This is a genomic window from Achromobacter piechaudii NBRC 102461, from assembly GCF_001571245.1.
GTDB classification, from domain to species: Bacteria; Pseudomonadota; Gammaproteobacteria; order Burkholderiales; family Burkholderiaceae_B; genus Achromobacter; species Achromobacter piechaudii.
Map to the genome: position 1 here is coordinate 38843 of NZ_BCTK01000008.1, position 21180 is coordinate 60022.

A 21180-nucleotide genomic window follows, 5' to 3' on the forward strand; every position below is an offset into this window, starting at 1 on the left:
CCCCATTTCGCTTAGAATCGCAACCATTCTCAATACAACATTCTTGCCCACCCGTTTGCGGCGGCAATTCACAACAAGAGGCTCGCTCTGAAATCCGGTTTTCGCCTGTCCATGGCCTGGTTGCACACCTGGGTCGGCCTGTGGTTTTCGTGGCTGCTCTACGCGGTGTTCCTGACCGGCTCGCTCGCCCTCTTTGGCGAGCCCATCACCCACTGGATGACGCCCGAGCACCACGCTGCCGAAGCGGCGTCGGCAGAGCAAGCGAGCGCCCCCGTGGATCGCGCCCGCCGCCTTGAACTGGCGGCCGATTACATGGCGCGCCATCACCCAGGCGCGGACATGTGGGAAATCTGGCCCGTGGACCGGGGCCACGACAATGGCCTGTCGCTCTATTGGTTTGACGACCACGGCATGTATGCCGGCGTCGAACTGGACCCGGACACGGGCGCGCCGCTGGCCGAACACCACGACGAGGCCGCTCGCGCCACGCTGGGCGGCGAGCACTTCGTGAGCTTTCACTACATGCTGCACGAAAGCCGTTTCGGCTTGTGGATCGTGGCGTTTGCGACGATGGCGATGCTGGTCGCGCTGGTGTCGGGCGTAGTCACGCACAAACGCATCTTCAAGGACTTCTTCACCTTCCGCGCCCGCAAAGGGCAGCGCTCCTGGCTGGACGCGCACAACGCGGTCGCCGTGCTGACCCTGCCCTTCCAGTTCATGATTGCCTACACCGGCATCGTGATATCCAGCGCGGAGCTGATGCCCGCACCCGTCGTCGCGCACTATGGACCGGGCGTCGAAGCGATGCGCCTGTACCTGTCTGAAATGCAGGGCGAGGAAAAACCGCAGCGCACGGCTCAGGCCTTGGCGATGCCGCCGCTGGAACCGCTGGTCGCGCGCGCCGAATCCATGATCGGCCAGAGCGCGCGCGCCGTCGTCATCTTGAACCCCGAAGACGCGTCCATGCGCGTCGCGGTCTACGGCTGGAACGAAGCCAGCGACGCGCAGCGCAACATCAGCGCGACGACCGGCATGGTCGAATTCCAGGCAAGCACCGGGCAGGTGCTGCGCGTGCGCCAGCCAGGCGACGTCAACGGCGGCGCGCTTGCAACGGTGCGCCAGGTGATGGCCGACCTGCACATGGCGCCCTTCGGCGGGCTGGCCGTGAAGTGGCTGTACTTTCTTTGCGGCCTGGCGGGCGCCGCGATGATGGGCACGGGCGCGGTGCTGTTCATGGTGAAGCGGCGCGCCAAGCTGGGGCATGAATTCGGCGCGGCCACCGCGCGCATGTACCGCTTGATCGAAGGCTTGAACGTGGCCGCGCTGGCGGGTCTGGCGGTGGCGTGCATCGGATTCTTCTGGGCCAACCGGCTGCTGCCCGTCGCACTGGAAAACCGCGCCTTGTGGGAACTGCGCTGCTTTTTCGGCGTGTGGGCGCTGATGCTGGCACATGCCTGGATGACACGCCCGCGCCGCGCGTGGATCACGCAGCTAGGCCTCTTGTCCGCCTTGTGCCTATTGCTGCCACTGTTGTCGTGGGCAACGTTGGGCGACCACACCTGGGCGCAGATCGGCCGTGGCGACTGGGAAAGCCTGGGCGTTGAACTGGTCGCCGTCGCCATTGGCGTACTATCCGCGTGGGCGGCCATCCGATTGTGGAAGACGCCACAATCCGCGCCCGCCCAGCGCACCCCCCGCGCGAACCAAAAGGCAGCGGCATGAACATGAATGATCTCTACGCCATCGCAATGGCTTTGCTGCTGACCTATTCCGGCATGGCCTGCCTGAGCCTGGCCATGCCGCGTCATTACGATCAGGTGTGGGGCCGCGACCCGTCGGCGGGGCATACCCGCGTGCTGCGCGGCGCGGGCGTACTGTTGCTGGCGCTGGCCTTGCTGCCTTGCGTGGGCTTGTGGGGCAATACGGTGGGCGTGGTGGCGTGGCTGGGCTGGCTGTCGGCAGGCGCGCTGCTGTGGGTCGGCATGCTTTCCTGGTCGCCCCGGCCCGCTGCCCGCACCGCCGCGCTGGCGGTGGCGATCTCGTTGGCAGGCGTCGGCATCGGTTTTTGATGGCCCGCCTGGAGCGGCTGGCGGCATTGCGATTTACCCGTCTCCGCCACGCTGTTTGACCCGCATCAAGCCCGGCTGAGTTCGCCCCCATCACCACCATATGTGGTGATACAGTTTCGACACCCTACTACATATGGTGTCAGTGATGCGACTTCAGCCCTCTCTTTCCCCCGCCGTCCCGACCACCGCCATTGACCCCGCGCCGCGCGTCGATGTGGAAAGCGCCATGGAGGAATACCTGGACCAGCGCGACTGGCGCGTCAACGCCAACGCCAACCAGGGGTACAGCCTGGGCGGTCTGATCCTGAACGTGGCCGGCAAGGTCACGGCCAACTATTGGCTGTCGCATGTCTTCACGCCCGAGGCCGGACGCGCGCACCGCGAGGGCGACATCCACATCCATGACCTGGACATGCTCAGTGGCTATTGCGCCGGCTGGTCGTTGCGCCAACTGCTGACCGAGGGCTTCAACGGCGTGCCCGGCAAGGTGGAATCCACCCCGCCCCGGCATATGTCGGCCGCCATCGGGCAGATCGTCAACTTCCTGGGTACGCTGCAAAACGAATGGGCCGGCGCGCAGGCGTTCAGCTCGTTCGACACCTACATGGCCCCCTTCATCCGCCGCGACGCGATGACCTATGCGCAGGTCAAGCAGGCCATGCAGGAACTGATCTTCAACTTGAACGTGCCCAGCCGCTGGGGCACGCAAACCCCCTTCACCAACCTGACGTTCGACTGGACCTGCCCGGCCGATCTGAAGGAACAGGTGCCCTACGTGGGCGGCGAAGAAATGCCGTTCACCTATGGCGAGCTGCAAGAAGAGATGGACATGATCAACCGCGCCTACATCGAAGTGATGATGGCCGGCGACGCCAAGGGGCGCGTGTTCACCTTCCCGATACCCACCTACAACATCACGCCGGATTTCGATTGGGGCCATCCCAACACCGACCGCCTGTTCGAGATGACGGCGCGCTACGGGCTGCCCTACTTCCAGAACTTCCTGAATTCCGATCTGGAACCGCACATGGTTCGGTCGATGTGCTGCCGCCTGCAACTGGACTTGCGCGAATTGCTCAAGCGCGGCAACGGCCTGTTCGGTTCGGCCGAGCAAACCGGATCCGTCGGTGTCGTGACCGTGAACTGCGCCCGGCTGGGCTACACCTGCCAAGGCGATGAAGCGCGCCTGATGCAGCGCCTGGATCACCTGCTGGCGCTGGGCCGCGACGTGCTGGAAACCAAGCGCGCCGTGGTGCAGCGCTACATCGACCAGGGGCTGTACCCGTACACTCGCCGCTACCTGGGCACGCTGCGCAACCACTTCAGCACGCTTGGGGTCAACGGCATCAACGAAATGATCCGCAACTTCACCAATGACGCGGACGATGTCACCACGCCGGCCGGCCACGCGCTGGCGGTGCGTTTGCTGGATCGCGTGCGCGCCCGCATGACCGAATTCCAGGAGCAGACCGGTCACCTTTACAACCTGGAGGCCACGCCGGCCGAAGGCACCACGTATCGCTTCGCCCGCGAAGACCGCAAGCGCTATCCCGGCATCCTGCAAGCCGGCAGCGACGCGCAGCCGTACTACACCAATTCGAGCCAACTGCCCGTGGGCTACACGGACGACCCGTTCCATGCGCTGCAATTGCAGGAAACGCTGCAAGGCAAATACACGGGCGGCACCGTGCTGCACCTGTACATGAACGAGGCCGTGTCCTCGGCCGAGGCATGCAAGCAGCTGGTGCGCCGCGCGCTGTCGAATTTCCGGCTGCCCTACATCACCGTCACGCCCACGTTTTCGATATGCCCGAACCACGGCTACCTGGCCGGGCACCACGAGTTCTGCCCCAAATGCGATGCCGAATTGCTGGCCCGTCAGGCCGCCTGCTGCGAGCAGGCCTGACGCCTGCCCACATCGATATCGACGTCTTGGTTCCTCATGCCCACTTTTCCCACCCCTTCAAGGAGTCCCTGATGCAAACCCTGACCCTGCCCATCGCCGCCCACGCGCCCGCCCCGTCCCTGGACGACAGCCAGCGCGTGCGCTGCGAAGTCTGGACCCGCGTGATGGGGTATCACCGCCCCGTTGCTTCCTTCAACACCGGCAAACAAGGCGAATTCAATGAACGCCGCTTCTTCGTCGAGCAACGCGCCTGAGGGCGCGCCTCGCGCCACCGAGCCCGGCACGCGCCGGCTGGCCGCAAGGCCGGCCTACTGCGCGCCGCCGCAGCCGGTGGCGCAAGCCCTGCCCCGCCATGCCCCCGCCATCGGCGGCGTGGTGCCCTTTTCAACGGTGGACTGGCCCGGCCAGTTGGCGGCGGTCGTCTTCATTTCCGGTTGCCCGTGGCGCTGCCATTACTGCCACAACACCGAGCTGCAAACGCGCGCCGCGCGGTATGACTGGCGCGACGCGCGGGCGTTTCTTGAGAGCCGCGCGGGCTTGCTGGACGCCGTGGTCTTCTCGGGCGGCGAACCGCTATCCGAACCGCGACTGCCCTCATTGATCCGCGACGTGCGGCGCATGGGCTATCGCGTGGGCCTGCACACGGCGGGCATCTATCCGCTGCGGCTGGCCGATGTGATGCGTCATCTGGATTGGATCGGCCTGGACATCAAGGCCGATGCGCAAGGCTACGACGACATCACCGGCCGCCGCGATTCGCAGCGCCCGGCGATGGCGTGCCTGACGCAGTTGCTGTCGGCGGGCAAGGACTTCGAATGCCGCATCACCTGGCATCCCGACTGGCTGGACGAAGCGCGGCTACTGGCGCTGGCCGACACGCTGGCGCACCGAGGCGTGCGGCGCTTTGCCGTGCAGGCCGCGCGCGCATCGCCCGGCACACCGCCCGCGCGCGCCTTGAGCGCGCAGGCCCTGGCCCGCATGAAGCCGCTGTTCGACGACTTCGTGTACCGCTGATCGCTGCATCAACCCCTGCGCTTGAACGCCGCCGTCAACACCGCATGAAAGCGCGGCGAGCCGATGGCGCCCACGTTGCAGCGCGACCAGGGCGAGACGGCGGTGGGATCCACGCTGAAAACGCGGCCCGGCGCCATGATGACTTTTTCGGGCATCAGGTCGGCGGCGAGCGTCAGCGAATCCTCCACGCCGGGAAACGCCGCCCATAGATACATCGAACTGGAAGGCCGCGCGAACACGCGCGCGCCCAGCGAGTCCAGCACCTGCAAGGCATGGCCGGTGGCCGCTTCCAGACGCTGGCGCAGCCTGGCCAGATGGCGCTCGTAATGGCCGTCGCGCAGCATCACGTCGACCATGCGTTCGCAGTACTCCGAACTGCTGACGTGCACCAGCGCCTTCAGGTCGGCCAGATCGCTGGCCAGCGCCGCGTTGCAGGCGATGAAGCCTACGCGCAGCGCCGCCGAAAACGATTTGGAAAAACTGCCGATGTAGATGGTGCGTTCCAACTGGTCCAGCGCCGACAGCCGCACGGCGGACGTGGGCTTGAAGTCGGCCAGCGCATCGTTCTCGACAATCATCAGGTTGTAGCGTTCGGCCAGTTGCAGCACCTTGTACGCCTTGCCCAGCGAAATATCGGAACCCGTCGGATTGTGCGCCAGCGACTGCGTGAAAAACAGGCGCGGCTTCTCGCGCTGCAACAAGGCTTCCAGCGCGACCACGTCGGGGCCATCCGGCAGTCGCGGCACGCCCAGCATGCGCACGCCGGCCAGCTTGAGCTTGCCGAACAGCGGGTAGTAGCCGGGGTTGTCGACCAGCACCGTCGCGCCCGGCGGCACGAAGTAGCGGATCACCAGATCCATCGCCTCGTTTGCGCCATGCGTCAGCACCAGCTGCGACGGCGCAACGTTGACGCCCACGTCGCCCAGCTTGCGCACCAGGCTTTCGCGCAACGGGCCATAACCGAAACGGCTGCCGTACCGGAACAAGGCACCCTGACCCGTGCGCACCACCTTCTGGTGATAGCGATCCATACGCATGTCGGCCAGCCAGTCCACGGGCGGAAAGCCATCGCCCGCCTGCACCGCGTCCGGCTGCGTTTTCAGCTGTTCGCGCATCAGCCAGACGATGTCCATCGCACGGCTCAACTGGCCCGGTTCTTCGTCGGCCGCCTTGCGCGCGTAATCGCCGTCCAGCACGAAAAAGCCCGAGCCCCGGCGCGGTTCGACCAGCCCTTGCGCGACCAGCATTTCAAAGGCGACCACCACCGTGTTCTTGGCGTAGCGATGCAGTTGCGACAGTTCGCGCAGCGATGGCAGCTTGTCGCCCGGGCGATAGACGCCATCGGCGATCTGCTGGCCGATCAGCTTGGCCAGGCTCTCGGCAATCGGCGCGCCGCGCGGTCGCCGGCCGGTCTTGAAGGAGTCATCCATGAGGGGGTTCACGCGCGCGGCGCTCATCAAAATTGGTGCAGTGCGATGGTACTGTTTGGCAAAACTGTACCTCTCAATAGCGGTACAGTTTACCTAGAATCTGGCCACTCGATATCTATACGGAGACCTGCCATCGTGGCCGATTCACGCCTGCCCAACTTCCGCGCGCTGACCCCCGCCGAGCGCCTTGCCGCCATTGCCAAGGCCGCCAACCTGACTGACGACGAACAACAGATGCTGGCCCGGCCCGGCGCGCTGGGCCTGGACCGCGCCGACGGCATGATCGAAAACGTCATCGGCGCATTCGAGCTGCCGCTCGGTGTGGCCGGCAACTTCCAGGTCAACGGCCGCGACGTGCTGGTGCCGATGGCGGTGGAAGAACCGTCGGTGGTGGCGGCGGCTTCCTACATGGCCAAGCTGGCCCGCGAATGCGGCGGCTTTGAAACGTCCAGCACCCGCCCGCTGATGCGTGCGCAGGTGCAGGTGCTGGGCCTGACCGACCCGCACGGCGCGCGGCTGGCGCTGCTGCGCGAACGCGATCGCATCCTGACGCTGGCCAACAGCCGCGACAAGGTGCTGATCGAGCTGGGCGGCGGCTGCCAGGACATCGACGTGCACGTGTTCGCGGACACGCCGCGCGGCCCGATGATCGTGCTGCACCTGATCGTCGACGTGCGCGACGCCATGGGCGCGAACACCGTCAACACCATGGCCGAAGCCGTCGCGCCGCTGGTCGAGCAGATCACCGGCGGCTCCGTGCGCCTGCGCATCCTGTCGAATCTGGCCGACCTGCGGCTGGCGCGCGCCCGCGTGCGCCTGACGCCGCAGGTGCTGGACACCAAAGAGCGCAGCGGGGCCGAGATCATCGAAGGCGTGCTGGACGCGTACACGTTCGCCGCTGTCGACCCTTACCGCGCGGCCACGCACAACAAGGGCATCATGAACGGCATCGACCCCGTCATCGTCGCCACCGGCAACGACTGGCGCGCGGTGGAAGCCGGCGCGCATGCCTATGCTGCCCGCTCGGGCCGCTACACGTCGCTGACGCAATGGGAAAAAGACACGTCCGGAGCCTTGGTGGGCACCATCGAAATGCCCATGCCCGTGGGGCTGGTGGGCGGCGCCACCAAGACGCATCCGCTGGCGCGGCTGGCGTTGAAGATCATGGACGTGCGCTCGGCGGACGAGCTGGGTCAGGTGGCCGTGGCCGTCGGACTGGCGCAGAATCTGGGCGCGCTGCGCGCCCTGGCGACCGAAGGCATCCAGCGCGGCCACATGGCCCTGCATGCGCGCAACATCGCGCTGGTGGCGGGCGCGGTGGGGGCCGAGATCGATGCGGTCGCCAAGCGCATGGCCGAAGAAAAGGACGTGCGCACCGACCGCGCGCTGGCCTTGCTGGAGGAACTGCGCAAGCGATAGGCCCCGCCCCATGCGGCCAGGGGAAACAAGAACAGAGGCGATGCGCGGCACGGACCGCGCCGCCCGACCACAACGGAGAGAGACATGGAACCAAAATCGCCCGCGCCGTCCTGGCGCCTGGCAGAAGTCTGGAACGACACCGTGGACCTGCGCCAATTGGCGTGGGCCATCGGCATAGGCATCGCCATCAGCGTGACGGGCTTTTTCGCCGCCAGCCGCTGGCTGCGCGGCATGGTGGCCTCGCCCGAGCTGGCGCACGCCTACGCCATGCTGGCCGGCCTGGCCGGCTGCGTGACCGCCGGCGTGATCTGCGCGCGCCTGTTCCCGCCCAAGCGTGAAGTCATCGAACACACCTCCGCGCACGACCCCGCCTGGCGCGCCGAAGTGCTGGCCGAACTGGCCGAACAGCCGGGCGGCCTGGGTGCGTTGTCGGACCTGCCCGAACCGGTGGTGCGCGAACTGAAAGAGCTGGGCCTGTACGAACTGTTCACCGAACCTCCGCCTGCCCAGCATGCGCCCTCGCCTTCATTGACGACCCCGCCGCAAGGCGCCACCAAGGAGGCGCTGGCATGAGCGACCCGATCCTGCTTGAACAGATCATGGTGGCGGCCGCCATGGGCCTGCTGGGCGCGGTGGTCTTCGCGGCCATCGGCCTGGTGTCCGGCACCGACGAAACCACCACGCTGGCGCCGCTGACCCTGCTGGTGGTGCTGCTGGGCGTGCCGCCTGCGGGCGTGTTCACCTTCTTTCTGGCGGGCGCCGTGGCCAAGCACATGACGCACGCGGTGCCCACGGCGCTGCTCGGCATACCAGGCGATACGCTGGCCACGCCGCTACTGCAAGACGCGAACATGTTGCGCAAGCTGGGCGTGCCGCACATTGCCTTGCGCAAGATGGTGTCCGGCGCCATCGTGGCCGCCTTTGTCGCGGTGCCGCTCGCCGTCTTGTTCGCGGTGTTGCTCGCGCCGTTCGGCGCGGCCATCACCAAGTCGGCGCCGTGGATCTTCCTGGCGGCGGCGGTGCTGATCGCCTACTTCTCGGCCGGCCGCTGGGCCGCGGTGGCGCTGTTGGTGCCGTTCGTGGTAGTCATCATCGCGCTGCAAAGCCTGACGGCCAAGTACGGCGTCAAACTGAGCATCAGCTATTTCCTGGGCATCGCCATCGGTCCGCTGATCGCCGACCTGTTCACGGTGATCTCACCGATGGGCCGCACGAAGATGATGCGCGAGAAGGTCCGCACTTTTTCGCTGGCGCCTGACGTGAAGGGATGGTCGGGGTATTTTCCCAACCCGCTCAAGGTCATGGACCGCACGCAGACGCGCTGGACCCTGGCGACTGCCGCCATCTCCAGCGCCACCTTCGTGTTCAGCCCCGTTGCCATGACGGTCGTGCTGGGCGAACTGGTCGGGTCGCGCATCAAGCATGCGTACCACCGGCTGACGACGGTGCTGTCCGCGCGCAATGGCGTCACCGAGGCCACCTACATTGCCGAAGCGCTGATTCCGCTGATCGCATTCGGCCTGCCCTTGAGTCCCGTCGCCGCAGGGCCGGCCGCGCCGCTGTTCAACGCTCCGCCCCGCTTCACCGTGGACGCGGCCACCGGCCAGACGCACAACCTGCACAACCTGCTGAACCACTGGGAATTTTTGGGCTACGGCATGCTGGCCGTGCTGCTGGCGGCGCTGGTGTCGTATCCGTTCGCGATGAACTTCGCGCGCCGCGCCGCGCTGTTCGTGTCGCGTCGGGTCAGTCACGAAGCCATCATCGCCACGTTCGTCGGCCTGATCATCGTGATCAGCATCTGGGAAGGCCAATTCCTGGGGCTGCTGGTGATCCTGACGATGGGCCTGTTCGGCGGCCTGCTGTCGAGGCTGTTCGGCTTCAATACCGGCGTGCAGTTCATGGGCTATTACACGGCGGTGCTGTCGGTGCCGGCGATCGTCAAGCTGATGACCTGATCGCCGCCGCGCAGTGCGCCCCGGTGGGGTGCCGTCGGTATGACGGCATCCCACCGGGGCTTATCCAGGCGCTTGAACGAGCCGTTTGAACAAAGCGGCTGAACCAGCCGCCCGCATCAAACCCCAACATCAATCCGACGACATCAAGCCGCCGTCTGGATGTTCGCCTCGCGGATCAGACGCGCCCACTTCTTCTGCTCGTCCAGGATGTACTGCTGCGCCGACTGCGCCGATCCGCCCATGGCCTTGCTGCCTTCCGCTGTGAACATGGCGATAGTGGCCGGGTCCGTCAGCACCTTCTGCACCACGCTGTTGACCTCGGCGATGACCTCGGGCGGCGTGCCGGCCGGAGCCACCAGCGCCTTCCAGTCCAGCGCCTCGAAACCTTCGAAGCCGGATTCCGCCACGGTCGGCACGTCGGGCAAGATAGACAGGCGCTCGCGGGCGGTAACCGCCAGCGGCCGCAGCACATTGCCCTTGAGCATCTCTTGCGCCGCCTGCGGGGTGGCGAACATATAGTCGGTGTTCTCGCCCAGCAGGTCGTTCAGCGCGGGCGCCGCGCCCCGGTACGGCACATTCAATACTTCAAACTTGGCCTGGTACGCCAACAGCTCGCCCGCCAGATGGCCAACCGTGCCCGACCCGGCAAGCGCCTGCTTGATCGCGCCGGGATTGGCGCGCGCTTCCTTGACCAGATCGGCCAGCGTCTGCCAGCGCGCATTGGCCTTGACGACCAGCACCACGGGCAACGACGCAATCATGGCGACGGCCGAAAAATCCTTGCTGGCGTCAAACGGCATCTTGGGCATCAAGGCCGGGTTGATGGCCAGGTTGGCGGTCTGGCCCAGGCCCAGCATGAAGCCATCGGGCTTGGTCTTGGCCACGTAGTCCATGCCGATATTGCCGCCCGCGCCGGGGCGGTTTTCCACCACCACGGACCAGCCCACCGACCCCGTGATCTTGGCCGCGATGGCGCGCGCCACCGAGTCGGTGCCGCCGCCCGGCGTGTACGGAACGATCAGCCGGATCGGCCGGCCATCGGGAAAAGCGGACGCGGCGCGCAGCCGCAGCGGCAACGCGGCCGCGCAAAGCGTGGCGCCCAGGAACGAGCGTCGGGTCAAAGCGATCATGATGGTTGGTCTCCTTCTGTTATGCGTTTTGCCTTCAAGGCCGCGATCTCGTCGTCGCGATAACCGACCGAACGCAAGAGCGCGTCGGTGTGTTCGCCCACAGCCGGAGGCTGCAAGCGGATGGGGGGCTGCCGCCCGTCCAGCGTCAGGGGGGCCAGCGGCACGAAACTTTCGCGCCCGTCGGGCAACGTGATTGGCGCCAAGCCGCCCGTGGCATTCAGATGCGGATCGGCGAACAGTTGTTCGGGGCGGGTGATGGGCGCGAACGGCAAGCCTTCTTCTTCGAAGCGCGCCGCCAGCGCCGCTGCGTCATGGCCCGCAAAGTGCGCGCGCAACATCGGCATGAGCCATTCGCGTGCGCGCACCCGGTCGTTGTTGGTGGCAAGGCGCGGGTCGGACAGCCATTCTTCCAGGCCGAAGGCGCGGCAGAAGATGTCCCACTGCTTGTCGCTGACCACGGCCAGGAAAATCTGCTCGCCATCCTTGACGGTGAACACGTCGTACACCGCCCACGCGGAAATGCGGGTGGGCATCGGCGCGGGCGCGCGGCCCGTCATGGCGTACTGCATCATGTGCTGGCCGACCAGGAACACGTTGTTCTCGAACAGCGAAGCCTGCACCTCGGTGCCCAGGCCCGTGTGTTCGCGCTGGGCCAGCGCGGCCATGGCGCCCATCGCGCCGAACATGCCGCCCATGATGTCGTTGACGCTGGAGCCCGCGCGCAGCGGATCGCCGGCGCGGCCGGTCATGTAGGCCAGCCCGCCCATCATCTGCACCACCTCGTCCAGCGCGGTGCGATTGTCGTAGGGGCCAGGCAGAAAGCCTTTGTGGCTGACGTAGATCAGCCGGGGGTTGCGCGCTTTGAGCGTGGCGTAGTCCAGGCCCAGCTTCTGCATCACACCCGCCTTGAAGTTCTCGCTGACCACGTCGGCGGTGTCGATCAGGCGCAACGCGGCCTGCACGCCTTCGGGCTGCTTCAGGTCCAGCGCAATGCTTTTCTTGTTGCGGTTGAACATCGGAAAAAAGCCCGCCCCCGAACCCAGCAGGCGGCGCGTGCTGTCGCCGCCTATCGGTTCGACCTTGATCACTTCCGCGCCCAGATCCGCGAGCAGCATGCCGCAGGTCGGCCCCATCACCATGTGGGTGAACTCGACGACGCGGATGCCTTCATACGGAAGGCGGGACGTTGCACGGCTAGTCATGAAAAATGCACCTTGATTGCTAGGGGGATAAGCGAATGCCGTCAGCGCGCCTGGGTGAAACCCAGAGGCAGGCCGGCGTCGGGCGTCATGCCGTACAGCGGTTCGCCGGGCAGGCCGGCGGCCAGCGGCTGGCGCGCCGCGATGATCTTGGCCAAGTCGATACCGGTGCTGATGCCCATGGCCTCGAACATGAAGACAAGGTCTTCGGTGACCACGTTGCCCGAGGCCCCCGGCGCGTAGGGGCAGCCGCCCAGCCCGCCCAGCGAACTGTCGAAGGTGCGCACGCCTTCGTCCCAGGCGGCCAGGCAATTGGCCAGACCCAGGCCGCGCGTGTTGTGCATATGGGCAGCGCCGGCCTGGACGCCCAGCTCGGCACGCAGGCGGCGGAACAGCCGTCGTACCTGCGCGGGGTTGGCATGGCCGACGGTGTCCGACAAGCCGGATTCGTCCGCGCCCGCCGCCACGCACATCGTCGCCAGGCGTATCACGTCGTCTTCCGGCACCAGGCCTTGCAGCGTGCAGCCGAACGCGGTGGAAATGCCGGCCTCAAGCTTTACGCCGGGCGCAAGTTCGTCGCGCAACGCGGCAATGGCGCGCACCTGATCGACCATTTCCAGCGGGGTCTTGCGCACGTTGGCCAGGGAATGCGCGTGGCTGGCCGAGACTGGCATCGTCAGCTTGTGTACGCCGGCCCGCAACGCGGCTTCGGCGCCGCGCAGATTGGGCACCAGCGCCATCACCGTCAAACCCGGAATGCGAGCGGCGTAAGCGACCACCTCGGCGGCGTCCGCCATCTGCGGCAACAGGCGCGCCGGCACGAACGAGGCCACTTCGATTTCGCGCACGCCGGCTGCGACCAGCGCATCGATCCAGCGCAGCTTGTCCTCGGTCGGCATGGTGGCCGCCACGGACTGCAAACCGTCTCGCGGACCGACTTCGCTGATCAGGACCTGCGGGGCGCGGGCGGAATTCTCCGTCATGGCCTTGTCTCCTTTATATTCTATCTATTAGAACAATGTTCTTTCTAGTAGAATTAAATGCGAACCGAAAAGCGCTGTCAAGCGCGGGCGCTGTGCCTACAATGGCGGCGCCTATCGTTCTAAAGGATGGAATATGCCGCTCGCCCCTGCCCTCGCTTTCTCTGGCCGCCATGCCGCGTAAAGCCGCCACCGAATCCGTAGCCGACGCCGACGCCGCCGCGGGTGGCGTGGCCGCCGTCGACCGCGCGTTGAGCCTCATGGCCGTCTTCACGCCCCAAGACCGCACGCTGTCGCTGGGCGAACTGGCCGAACGCACACGCCTGTACAAAAGCACGGTGCTGCGCCTGCTGGCCTCGCTGGAACACGCGCAATGGATACAGCGGCTGGAAGATGGCCGCTACGCGCTGGGCCCCGAAGTCGCCCGCCTGCACGGCATCTATTCCGCGTCGTTTTCGCTTGAACACGTCGTCGTACCGGTACTGCGCGATCTGGTCGCCGCCACGGGCGAGAGCGCGGCCTATCACGTGCGCCAGGGCGACGCGCGCCTGTGCCTGTACCGCGTAGACTCGCCGCACCCGGTGCGCGACCACATCCGCGCCGGCGATCTGCTGCCGCTGGAACGCGGCAGCGGCGGACGCGTGCTGACGGCGTTCGACGACATCCTGGGCAAAGCGCCCGGCCCCGAACAGGCGCTGTATGCGCGCATCCGCCAGGACGGCTACTTCGCCGCCACCGGCGACCGCCTGAGCGAAGTGGCCGGCATCTCCGCGCCCGTGTTCCTGCTGTCGGGTGGCATCGCGGCCGCCGTCACGCTGACCGCGCCCGCGCACCGCTACAACCCTGACCACCTTGCCCACGTGCTGAACGCCGCGCGGCGTCTGAGCGGCCGCGTGGGCTGAGACGGGGGCTGAAACACGCGCCCCCCGTCATTGCCCCGCCGCTTGATCCTGCGCAAGGCGACGCGCCATGCCTTGCTCTAGCCTCTGTCCACTTGACCAGAGGAAAGACTTCAACATGACGTGGTTCAAATCACTAAAACTTGCCGGCCGCGAATTGCTGCCCATCGTGCAGGGCGGCATGGGCGTCGGCGTATCCGCGCATCGGCTGGCGGGCGCTGTCGCCAGCCAGAACGCGGTGGGCACCATCGCCAGCATCGATTTGCGCCATCACCACCCCGACCTGCTCGAACAGACAGAAAAGTGCAATGACCGCGACTTGATCGACCGCGTCAACCTGCTTGCGCTGGACCGCGAAATCCGCGCCGCGCTGGATACGGCGCAAGGCCGCGGCCTGGTGGCGGTCAACGTCATGAAGGCCGTGCGCGGCCACCCCGCGCTGGTGCGGCAGGCTTGCGAAAGCGGCGCACAGGCCATCGTGATGGGTGCGGGCCTGCCCATGGACCTGCCGGAAATGACGGCGGATTTTCCCAAAGTGGCGCTGGTGCCGATTCTGTCCGAGGCGCGCGGCGTGGCCGTCGTGCTGAAAAAATGGATGAAAAAAGGCCGGATGGCCGACGCCGTCGTAATCGAACATCCCGGCTATGCGGGCGGCCATCTGGGCGCGGCGCGCCTGGACGACATCCACCACGAACGCTTTGATTTCCAGCGCGTGCTGGCCGAATGCCACACCCTGTTCGACGAACTGCAACTGGGCCAGGACGCGCCCAAGCTGATCGTCGCCGGCGGCGTGGGCAGCCACGACCAGGTGCGGCATTGGCTCGCGCACGGCGCCGATGGCGTGCAGGTAGGCACGGCTTTCGCCGTCACCCACGAGGGCGATGCCCACGAGAATTTCAAGCGGGTGCTGATCGATGCCGACCCGGCCGAGCTTGCCGAATTCACCAGCGTTGCCGGCCTGCCCGCGCGCGCCGTCGCCACACCGTGGCTGACGCGTTATCTGCGCCAGGAAAAAACCCTGCAAGCGGGCACGCGTTGCGATCCGCGCCGTTGCAGCCAGCGCATGGACTGCCTGACGCAGTGCGGACTGCGCGATGGCCTGTCACGCTTCGGGCAGTTCTGCATCGACCTGAAGCTGGCCGCCGCGCTGCGCGGCGAAGTCAGCCGTGGCCTGTTCTTCCGGGGCGCATCCAAGCTGCCCTTCGGCAGCGCCATGCGATCCGTGCGCGAACTGATGGATTACCTGCTGCACGGGCAGATGCCGGTAACGGCATAAGCATCCCGGCCCGCCGTCGGCGGGCCGCGTCTAGCGCACCGCCGACAGATCGAACTGGAACACCGCGCCCGGCTCCGGGCGCTCGACCAGCCGGATCTCGCTTTGATGCAGTTGCAGAATGCGCTGCACGATCACCAGCCCCAGCCCGCCGCCATCGCGCGGGCCCCGATTCAACGCGGATGCCCGCGTGAACAGGCCCGGCCGCAATTCGGGCGGAATGCCCTTGCCGGTATCGCTGACCTGCACCTGCACCCTGTTCTGCGCCACGCCCAGCTGCAAGTCGATACGGCTGCCGGGCGGGCTATGGCGGATGGCGTTGTCCAGCAGGTTGGTCAGCACGCGCTCGATCAGGCCCAGGTCGGCGCGCACCAGCGGCAGCGCCTGTGGAATGTCGGTCGTCAGGCTTTGCTGACGGGCCTCGGCGGCAAGCTCGAACTTCTGAATGACGTCCTGCACCAGCTCCGGCAAGGAAAAGGTTTCAGGCTCCAGCCGCACCAGCCCCGATTCCAGGCGTGCCAGTTCGAACAATTCCTGCGCCAGCCGCCCCACCTTGCGGCTCTGCCCCAACGCGATGTCCAGATAGCGGCGGCGCTCGCTGGCGTTCAACGTATCTTCTTTCAGGCGCAGCGTTTCCAGGTAACCATGCAGCGACGTCAACGGCGTGCGCAGGTCATGCGAGATATTGGCGACCAGGTCGCGGCGCTGCTGGTCCTGGCGCGTCAACTCGCGCCACTGGTCCGAGATACGGCGCGCCATCTGCGCAAAGCTGCGGCGCAACACCGCGATCTCGTCCAGGCTGGTGTCGGTAGCGTCCCCCGGCCGGCCCAACGCGGCCAGCGCCTTGCCGTCATCGCCGTCAAAGGCGCGTACGGCGCGCGTCAACTCGCGCAGCGGACGAGTGATCAGCGCAAAGGCCGCCAGCCCCGCCACCAGGCCTAGCAAGGCCACCAGCGCGATCGACCAGAGCGTCGTGCGCAGCACGGAGCTGCGCGATACCGCCATCGCCAGCGCGTCGTGCGCCTGCCCCTGCAACACCACGTACACATAGCCCTTGTCCTGCCCGGCCACGCGCACCGGCGCGGCGCTGAAGACCTTTTGGCCGTCGCGGCTGCGCGGGTCGTCGCCCACGATGGGCAAGGTGCCGCCGGCCAACAGCCGCTGGACCGGGCCCAGGTCCACGTGCTCGCGCTTGATCTGGCCCGCAGGCGCGGCATCGCCCACGATGCGCCCGTCGTTGGACAACAGATAGACCTCGACGGCCGGGTTCACCACCATCAGCATGTCGAACAACGAGCGCACGGCCTCGGGCTTCCAGCCGTTGGCGTCCATCAGTTCGGTGGTGCCGGCAATGTGCTGCGCCAGCCCGCTGGACAGGCGCTGCACCACCTCTTGTTCGTAGCGCGAATTGGCGGCGATCTGCAACCACGCCGACGCGCCGCAGCACGCCAGCAGCAGCAAGGCAAAGACGGCGGACAAGCGCTGGGTCAAAGTCAATCGCTTCATGCCGGGCCTCCCAATGCGCCCGGAGCGGCGGCGAATTTATAGCCCCTGCCCCAGACCGTCAGGATGCGTTGGGGGTCGGAAGGGTCGGCCTCGATCTTCGTGCGCAGCCGGTTGATATGCGTATTGACGGTGTGCTCATAGCCTTCGTGCTGATAGCCCCAGACATGGTTCAGCAGATCCATCCGCGAAAACACCTTGTCGGGATGGCGGGCAAAAAAATGCAGCAGATCGAATTCGCGCGGGGTCAGGTCCAGCCGGCGATCGTCCACGTCCACCGTGCGCGCGATCGGGTCGATGGACACGCCATGCACCGCCAGGCTGCCGGCGTCGATGCGCGCATTGCGTTCGATGGCGCTGCTTCGGCGCAGCAAGGCCCGCACGCGCGCCACCAGCTCCAACATCGAAAACGGCTTGGCCAGGTAGTCATCCGCCCCCAGCTCCAGGCCCAGGATGCGGTGCACCTCGGACGAACGGGCGCTGGTGATGATGATGGGGGTATAGCGCGCCATGGCCCGCGCGCGCTTGCAGATTTCCAGGCCGTCGATGCCGGGCAGCATCAGGTCCAGCACCAGCGCATCCCAATCGCCCTCTTCCAGCCGCCGCATGCCTTCGTTGCCGTCAGCGGCGTGTTCCACCTCGTAGCCCTCGTCGCGCAGGTGCAAGCGCAACAAATCGGCGATGTGGGCGTCGTCTTCGACAATCAAAACACGGCGGGGGGTATCCATGAGGGGCTCGGGCAAAGGGAACACCGCCATTGTCGCCAATCCAAGGGCAGCCAGTTATCACAATTTTTTTAAGTTTGCGTGAGGACTTCGATATCGGCCAGGGACAAGAATGGCTCCATCGAACAGCACCCCGCCCCCGGAGACCCGCCATGATGGCCAGCCCCGCCCCGCACGATCCCCCCTCCGCCGCCCCGGCGCCCGGGACTATCCATCCTGGTTGGCTGCGCGTCATGCACTGGCTGAACGCCCTGGCGGTCATCATCATGGTGATGAGCGGCTGGCGCATTTATAACGCCTCGCCGCTCTTTGACTTTGCCTTCCCCAAGGGCGCGACCCTGGGCGGCTGGCTGGGCGGCGCGCTGCAATGGCACTTCGCCGGCATGTGGCTGCTGTTCCTGAACGGCCTGCTGTACCTGGCGCTGAATCTGGGCACCGGGCGGCTGTCGCGCAAATTCTTCCCGGTCAGCCCACGCGGCGTCGCCACCGATCTGAATGCGGCCCTGCACGGCAAGCTGTCGCACAACGACCTGCGCCACTACAACCAGGTGCAAAAGCTGGCTTACCTGTTCGTCATCGTCGACATCGTCGTGCTGGTGCTGTCGGGGCTGGTGCTCTGGAAGTCCGTGCAATTCGATCTGTTGCGTGAGCTGATGGGCGGCTATGAGTCCGCACGCCGGGTCCACTTCTTCGCCATGGCGCTGCTGGTGGCTTTCGTAGCGGTGCATCTGGTGATGGTGGCCCTGGTGCCGCGCAGCCTGATCGCCATGATCCGCGGCAAATAAGGAGCCCAACGTGAGCCAGAAAAAACGTTTGTCGCTGCTGGGCCTGGACGGCGCAGCCATCCTGAAAGAAGCCAAGAACCTGCTGGCCAAACGGGTCGAACAACCCTCGCGCCGCGCGTTCCTGCGCAACAGCCTGACGCTGGGCGGCGTGGCGATGCTGTCGGGCTGCTCGCTGTCCGACGATGACAACGTAGAAAAAGCGCTGTCCTCCGTGTCGCGCTTCAACGACCGCGTGCAGGGCTGGCTGTTCGATCCCAACAAGCTTGCGCCCACCTATCCGGAATCCATGATCACCCGGCCCTTCCCCTTCAACGCGTACTACGGCATCGACGAAGTGCGCCACGTGGACGAAGCGTCGTACCGGCTGGAAGTGACCGGCATGGTGGCCGACAAGCGCCAATGGCGGCTTGAAGAATTGCGCGCCATGGCCCAGGTGGACCAGGTCACGCGCCACATCTGCGTCGAAGGCTGGAGCGCCATCGGCAAATGGGGCGGCGTGCCCTTCTCGACCTTTCTCAAGCGCGTCGGCGCGGACCTGAACGCCAAGTACGTCGGCTTCAAGTGCGCGGACGACTACTACACCAGTATCGACATGCCCACGGCCCTGCACCCGCAGACGATCCTGGCGCTGACCTATGACGGCAAGACCTTGCCCCCCGAGTACGGCTTCCCCATGAAGCTGCGCATGCCTACCAAGCTTGGCTACAAAAACCCCAAGCACATACAGGCAATCTTCGTCACCAACACCTACCCAGGCGGTTACTGGGAGGACCAGGGTTACAACTGGTTCGGCGGCAGCTAGGTGGAATTCCTGTCTTACCCCCCTCCATCAAAGGAACGCATCATGAAGAAACTCACCACCGCCGCTTTTTCCCTGTGCCTGGCCTTTGGCGCCGTCGCCGCGCATGCTGCCGACACCATGGGCAAGGACAACATGAGCAAAGACGGCATGAGCAATAGCTCGATGTCCAAGGACGGCATGGCCAAGGATGGCATGGCGAAAGACGGGATGGCCAAGGATGGGATGGCCAAGGACGGCATGGCGAAGGATGGAATGTCCAAGGGCGGCATGTCCAAGGACGGCATGTCGAAGGATGGAATGTCCAAGGATGGAATGTCCAAGGACGGCATGTCGCACGACGGCATGAAGAAGGATTCCATGTCCAACGACAGCATGAAGAAGTAAACGCAGTCTGACCCGCCAGCGCGACCCGCCTGCCGGGTCGCGCGGCGGGCAATTGCCTGCCACTGACCACGGAGCCCAGCCATGACACTGAACCGCAGACATTTTCTTAGCTTGGGCGGCGCCGCGGCGCTTGCCGCCGGCCTGGCCCCCTGGCTGACCCCGCGTGGCGCGTCCGCCGCTGCCACCACGACCTTTCCCTACACGCTCACCGACGAACAATGGCGCGCGCGCCTGACGCCCGCCCAGTACCAGGTACTGCGCCGCGAAGGCACCGAACGCCCGTATACCAGCCCGCTGAACGACGAACACCGCCAGGGCACATTCGCCTGCGCGGGTTGCGAGCAGCGCCTGTTCTCGTCCAACACCAAATTCGACAGCGGCACCGGCTGGCCCAGCTTCTGGCAACCGCTGGAACACGCCGTCGGCGAAACCCGCGACAACAGCTTCGGCATGGTCCGCACGGCGGTCTACTGCGCCAACTGCGGCGGCCACCTGGGCCACGTCTTCGACGACGGCCCCCGCCCGACCGGCCTGCGCTACTGCATGAACGGCGTCGCCATGAGCTTCGCCCCGCAAGGCTGAACGGCCGCCTGAACTTTAAGGATCACCGACTATGAATTTCCAAGCCAAAACATTCTGCGCCACCCTTGCTGCCGCTTTCGGATTGCTGGGCATGGGCGCATCGAACGCCGCTGAAACCGCCTTCATCATCCCCGCCCCCGCCGTCGACCAGACCCCGGACGCGGCCGGACAAGAAAAAGCCGTCATCGCCGGCGGTTGCTTCTGGGGCGTGCAAGCCGTGTTCCAGCACGTCAAAGGCGTCAGCAACGCCGTCTCCGGCTACGCCGGCGGCCAGGCCACCACCGCCAACTACGACACCGTCAGCAACGGCAGCAGCGGCCACGCCGAAGCGATCGAGATCACGTATGACCCCAAGCAGGTCACCTACGGGCAATTGCTGCAAATCTATTTTTCGGTGGCGCACGACCCTACGCAGTTGAATCGCCAGGGGCCGGATCGGGGAACGCAGTACCGGTCGGCGGTGTTTCCGGCGAATGATGGGCAGCGGAAAGTGGCTGAGGCGTATATCGCGCAATTGAATAAGAGCGGGGTTTATTCGAAGGCGCTGGCGACGACGGTGGAGCCGCTGAAGCAGTTCTATCCGGCTGAGGGGTATCACCAGGATTATCTGGTGAAGCATCCGAATAGCATGTACATCGTGATTAATGATGTGCCGAAGGTGGAGAACCTGGCGAAGACGTTTCCGGGTATGTGGCGGGATAAGCCGGTGTTGGTGAATTGAGGGGGTGGGTGTTTGACTCGGGTTTTGTGAACGCCTGGGACTGTTGTTTATGTTGGAGAAGGCCGCTATGCGGCCATTTCTTTTGGGGTGTGGGTAAGGGGCTCTGAGAAATAGCTGGGCACGGAGCGGAACGCGGGTCAGGAGAGACATGCGGGTGAGTTAAGGCCAATTAGAGAAGACTCACGACCAACTGGCGGGGCGACGTCCGATCCCGACCCGCAGAGGCCACCAGGCTGACCAACGCTGCAAAGCATCCGTCAGCCTGCATAAGCTGAACGTCCGCTTCGGATCGCAGGTAGTCCGACGATAGCTCCGCCTAAAGTTAAACAGGCCGGATAATCGCGCCCTAGAGACGAATAGGGCAGCCACGTTGCGCATTTGCGTATGCAGGGGTTCAGGCT

General features: G+C 65.8%; 21 protein-coding genes. 15 read left to right on the forward strand and 6 right to left on the reverse strand.

Translation table 11 applies throughout. The features are described from left to right. Positions 1 to 111: 111 nt before the first annotated feature. From API01S_RS19960 to API01S_RS19980, 5 genes are all read left to right on the forward strand, one after another. A complete protein-coding gene (locus tag API01S_RS19960; protein WP_061305929.1) occupies positions 112 to 1722 on the forward strand; it encodes a PepSY-associated TM helix domain-containing protein in 1611 nt (536 codons plus the stop codon). Beyond that, positions 1719 to 2069: a DUF3325 domain-containing protein gene (locus tag API01S_RS19965; RefSeq protein ID WP_006219280.1), complete on the forward strand. Its 351-nt coding sequence runs from the start codon at positions 1719 to 1721 to the stop codon at positions 2067 to 2069. Before API01S_RS19960 ends, API01S_RS19965 begins: the two co-directional genes overlap by 4 nt. 145 nt (positions 2070 to 2214) lie before the next feature. After that, positions 2215 to 3975: a ribonucleoside triphosphate reductase gene (locus API01S_RS19970; protein WP_254598571.1), complete on the forward strand. Its 1761-nt coding sequence runs from the start codon at positions 2215 to 2217 to the stop codon at positions 3973 to 3975. Positions 3976 to 4046: 71 nt separating this feature from the next. After that, entirely contained in the window at positions 4047 to 4229 is a 183-nt protein-coding gene (nrdD, locus tag API01S_RS19975) for an anaerobic ribonucleoside-triphosphate reductase (protein ID WP_050728916.1), read from the forward strand. After that, positions 4195 to 4989: an anaerobic ribonucleoside-triphosphate reductase activating protein gene (locus API01S_RS19980; RefSeq protein WP_174544685.1), complete on the forward strand. Its 795-nt coding sequence runs from the start codon at positions 4195 to 4197 to the stop codon at positions 4987 to 4989. The genes nrdD and API01S_RS19980 overlap by 35 nt, the downstream gene beginning before the upstream one ends. A gap of 8 nt (positions 4990 to 4997) precedes the next feature. Here the strand turns inward: API01S_RS19980 and API01S_RS19985 are convergent, their stop codons facing one another. Continuing rightward, positions 4998 to 6419, reverse strand: a complete 1422-nt coding sequence (locus API01S_RS19985) for an aminotransferase-like domain-containing protein (protein WP_061306090.1) — start codon at positions 6417 to 6419, stop codon at positions 4998 to 5000. Positions 6420 to 6551: 132 nt separating this feature from the next. Here API01S_RS19985 and API01S_RS19990 point away from each other — a divergent pair, with 132 nt between their 5' ends. From API01S_RS19990 to API01S_RS20000, 3 genes are all read left to right on the forward strand, one after another. Continuing rightward, positions 6552 to 7838 (forward strand): hydroxymethylglutaryl-CoA reductase, degradative, encoded by a 1287-nt coding sequence (locus tag API01S_RS19990; RefSeq protein WP_039884115.1) that lies wholly within the window; start codon positions 6552 to 6554, stop codon positions 7836 to 7838. Positions 7839 to 7922: 84 nt separating this feature from the next. Beyond that, complete coding sequence (locus API01S_RS19995; protein WP_061305933.1) at positions 7923 to 8411, forward strand: hypothetical protein; 489 nt, start codon at positions 7923 to 7925, stop codon at positions 8409 to 8411. After that, complete coding sequence (locus tag API01S_RS20000) at positions 8408 to 9796, forward strand: tripartite tricarboxylate transporter permease (protein WP_006219273.1); 1389 nt, start codon at positions 8408 to 8410, stop codon at positions 9794 to 9796. The genes API01S_RS19995 and API01S_RS20000 overlap by 4 nt, the downstream gene beginning before the upstream one ends. Positions 9797 to 9939: 143 nt before the next feature. Here the strand turns inward: API01S_RS20000 and API01S_RS20005 are convergent, their stop codons facing one another. Genes API01S_RS20005 through API01S_RS20015 form a run of 3 tightly spaced genes read right to left on the reverse strand, consistent with a single transcriptional unit; the run spans position 9940 to position 13108 of the window. Next, positions 9940 to 10926, reverse strand: coding sequence for a Bug family tripartite tricarboxylate transporter substrate binding protein (locus API01S_RS20005; protein WP_061305935.1), 987 nt, complete (start codon positions 10924 to 10926; stop codon positions 9940 to 9942). Next, on the reverse strand, positions 10923 to 12128 hold the full coding sequence (locus API01S_RS20010) for a CaiB/BaiF CoA transferase family protein (protein ID WP_061305937.1): 1206 nt from the start codon (positions 12126 to 12128) through the stop codon (positions 10923 to 10925). The genes API01S_RS20005 and API01S_RS20010 overlap by 4 nt, the downstream gene beginning before the upstream one ends. A 41-nt stretch (positions 12129 to 12169) precedes the next feature. After that, the gene (locus tag API01S_RS20015; RefSeq protein WP_050728920.1) at positions 12170 to 13108 is read right to left on the reverse strand and encodes a hydroxymethylglutaryl-CoA lyase; all 939 of its coding nucleotides are present in this window, start codon (positions 13106 to 13108) and stop codon (positions 12170 to 12172) included. A gap of 170 nt (positions 13109 to 13278) precedes the next feature. On the opposite strand from API01S_RS20015, the gene API01S_RS20020 reads away from it, so the two are divergent. Continuing rightward, a complete protein-coding gene (locus API01S_RS20020) occupies positions 13279 to 14007 on the forward strand; it encodes an IclR family transcriptional regulator (protein ID WP_061305939.1) in 729 nt (242 codons plus the stop codon). A 115-nt stretch (positions 14008 to 14122) separates the two neighbouring features. After that, the gene (locus API01S_RS20025) at positions 14123 to 15280 is read left to right on the forward strand and encodes an NAD(P)H-dependent flavin oxidoreductase (protein WP_061305940.1); all 1158 of its coding nucleotides are present in this window, start codon (positions 14123 to 14125) and stop codon (positions 15278 to 15280) included. A 30-nt stretch (positions 15281 to 15310) separates the two neighbouring features. On the opposite strand, the gene API01S_RS20030 is transcribed toward API01S_RS20025, so the two are convergent. Next, on the reverse strand, positions 15311 to 16783 hold the full coding sequence (locus API01S_RS20030; RefSeq protein WP_061305943.1) for a sensor histidine kinase: 1473 nt from the start codon (positions 16781 to 16783) through the stop codon (positions 15311 to 15313). Continuing rightward, a complete protein-coding gene (locus API01S_RS20035; protein WP_039884114.1) occupies positions 16780 to 17508 on the reverse strand; it encodes a response regulator transcription factor in 729 nt (242 codons plus the stop codon). Before API01S_RS20035 ends, API01S_RS20030 begins: the two co-directional genes overlap by 4 nt. A gap of 149 nt (positions 17509 to 17657) precedes the next feature. Here API01S_RS20035 and API01S_RS20040 point away from each other — a divergent pair, with 149 nt between their 5' ends. The 5 genes from API01S_RS20040 (at position 17658) to msrA (ending at position 20779) form a co-directional block, all read left to right on the forward strand. After that, positions 17658 to 18290 carry a cytochrome b/b6 domain-containing protein gene (locus API01S_RS20040; protein ID WP_006219264.1) on the forward strand — a complete coding sequence of 211 codons (633 nt, stop codon included), beginning with the start codon at positions 17658 to 17660 and terminating at the stop codon, positions 18288 to 18290. Between the two features lie 10 nt (positions 18291 to 18300). Further along, the gene (locus API01S_RS20045) at positions 18301 to 19092 is read left to right on the forward strand and encodes a molybdopterin-binding protein (protein WP_006219263.1); all 792 of its coding nucleotides are present in this window, start codon (positions 18301 to 18303) and stop codon (positions 19090 to 19092) included. Positions 19093 to 19134: 42 nt separating this feature from the next. Further along, positions 19135 to 19476, forward strand: coding sequence for a pentapeptide MXKDX repeat protein (locus tag API01S_RS20050; RefSeq protein ID WP_050728926.1), 342 nt, complete (start codon positions 19135 to 19137; stop codon positions 19474 to 19476). Between the two features lie 81 nt (positions 19477 to 19557). After that, positions 19558 to 20058 (forward strand): peptide-methionine (R)-S-oxide reductase MsrB, encoded by a 501-nt coding sequence (gene msrB, locus API01S_RS20055; protein WP_061305945.1) that lies wholly within the window; start codon positions 19558 to 19560, stop codon positions 20056 to 20058. 31 nt (positions 20059 to 20089) lie between these two features. Continuing rightward, positions 20090 to 20779 (forward strand): peptide-methionine (S)-S-oxide reductase MsrA, encoded by a 690-nt coding sequence (gene msrA / locus API01S_RS20060; RefSeq protein WP_061305946.1) that lies wholly within the window; start codon positions 20090 to 20092, stop codon positions 20777 to 20779. Positions 20780 to 21180: the final 401 nt, after the last annotated feature.